The sequence below is a fragment of the Protofrankia sp. CiT1 genome (assembly GCF_917627335.1).
Classification (GTDB): Bacteria; Actinomycetota; Actinomycetes; order Frankiales; family Frankiaceae; genus Protofrankia.
Map to the genome: position 1 here is coordinate 1 of NZ_CAKJTP010000235.1, position 1,739 is coordinate 1,739.

The following is a 1,739-nucleotide window of genomic DNA, read 5'->3' on the forward strand; positions in this document are numbered from 1 at the left end:
CGTCTCCGGGGCGGAACCCTGGTTGCCGGGTCCGCTGGCATCGGGGCCGGCGGGCGCCGGCTCAGGATCGGTGGTTCTCCCAGGATCCGGCGAACGCGGCATCGCCTGTCTCAGGTCGCCGGATGACGATCCGGACCACCGGGATCCAGCCAGGATGGCCGGGATGGACGGCTACGCAGACATCAGCGGGGAGGACGACGAGTCCGGCTACCGTGATCCCTACGGCGGTCTCGAGTCCGACGGTCTTCAGTGGCCACCCTCGGACATTCCAACGACGCCGCCTACCGCGGTCACGGACGATTTTCCCCGGTACACCTTCTCCCCGGACGATGCCCAGAACGCGATCCACGCCGCTGTCGCGGCCGCGCAGGCGGCCGTCACCCGGGCGCCGGTCATCGATGGACGCATCGCACCGTCGTGCACGTTTGCCGCGGCTGTCATCACCCGTACCAGCGATGGCGGCGGCAGCGTCACCGTGGGCTGGATCGGGGACAGCCGGGTATACCTGCTCAGCCCACATCGGTTCGAACGACTGAGTGAGGACGACACCTGGGCTGCGGAGGCCGCACGCGTGGGGCTGATCCCCGCCTCGGCGGTGGAGACCGACCGCCGAGCCCATACGCTTACCCGCTGGCTCGGCGCCGACGCCGGGGACGTGACCGCACATGTCCGCGTGGTTCCCCTGTCGTTGCCCGCCACGGTGCTGGTGTGTACGGACGGGTTGTGGAACTACCTGTCCCGGCCCGAGGACATGGCGGCGGTGGTCGGCGAACTCGCGCCAGCTACCGCCGCGATCACGGTTGGCCGCCACCTCACCAAGCACGCCATTGACCGCGGCGGCCACGACAACATCACAGTTGTGACCGCACGCATCGACGCGACGCCTCCTAGCGACTAATCCGGTGGAAGAGAGCCAGGCCGAACCCGCCCAGCTCCACTGTGAAGAATTCCAGGCCCGGTATGCGGGTAACGATGGAGCCGCTACCATCAAACGTGGCCAAAACGCACAGCTTGCCCATCAGTCCGACAACGAGGCCACATACCGTCTACTTCGGAACATGGTCAGCATCAAGGGCCCGAGCACAGGTACGGTTCGACTGAAACGGAACGTCGACGCCATTGGGGTCGACGAAATGGTCCTTGACCCGCAGCTGACCAGGAGCGTCAGGGTAAACAGGTGATCAGGTGAGTGCACGCTGCCCAGACGGGCACCTGTCGCTAGCTCCCGACTACTGCGATCAATGCGGTATGCGGATTGTAGCCGGCCAGGAGCCCTACGTCCTCCCATCGGAAGACGAAACCGGGTCGGGTCGCCAGCGACCGCGGCAGCCGGAACAGTCCGCCGTGGACTCATACGGTCGGCGGCCGGTGGACCCGTCCGGGACGGGGCGAGCCAGGGTTGACCCGGCCGATCCGCTTGGTATCCGCCGCCCACCGGATACCAAGCGGGTTGGTACGTCCCGGCCGTTTCCAGACCATGGCGCGCCGTCAGATGCCGAGTCATACGCTCAGGACGGCTACCCATCGAACGGGTACCCGCCCGATGGCTACCCGCAGGAGGGCTACCCAGCCGACCGGTACGACCCCAACGGCTATTCCTCCGACGGGTACGCCCCCGCCGCGGAAAACTACCCACGGGACGGGTATACGCCGGACGGCTACGGTCGGGATGCCTACCCGCCGGGCGGCTACTCCCCCGGTGGCTATGACGCGAGCGGCTACCAGACAGGTCCCTACCG

2 protein-coding genes and 1 pseudogene are annotated in these 1,739 nt (G+C 67.3%); all 3 read left to right on the plus strand.

The genetic code is table 11. The features are described 5' to 3' along the window. Positions 1-163 precede the first annotated feature (163 nt). Positions 164-898, plus strand: coding sequence for a PP2C family serine/threonine-protein phosphatase (locus tag MJ785_RS20610; protein ID WP_370653014.1), 735 nt, complete (start codon positions 164-166; stop codon positions 896-898). Positions 899-902: 4 nt separating this feature from the next. Next, on the plus strand, positions 903-1,181 hold the full coding sequence (locus MJ785_RS22000) for a hypothetical protein (protein ID WP_255720584.1): 279 nt from the start codon (positions 903-905) through the stop codon (positions 1,179-1,181). Between the two features lie 163 nt (positions 1,182-1,344). Then, positions 1,345-1,739: pseudogene (locus MJ785_RS20620) on the plus strand (hypothetical protein); the annotation flags it as partial.

Coding starts and splice junctions, on each gene's coding strand:
- MJ785_RS20610 (WP_370653014.1), top strand. CDS start 164: ATGGACGGCTACGCAGACATCAGCGGGGAGGACGACGAGTCCGGCTAC.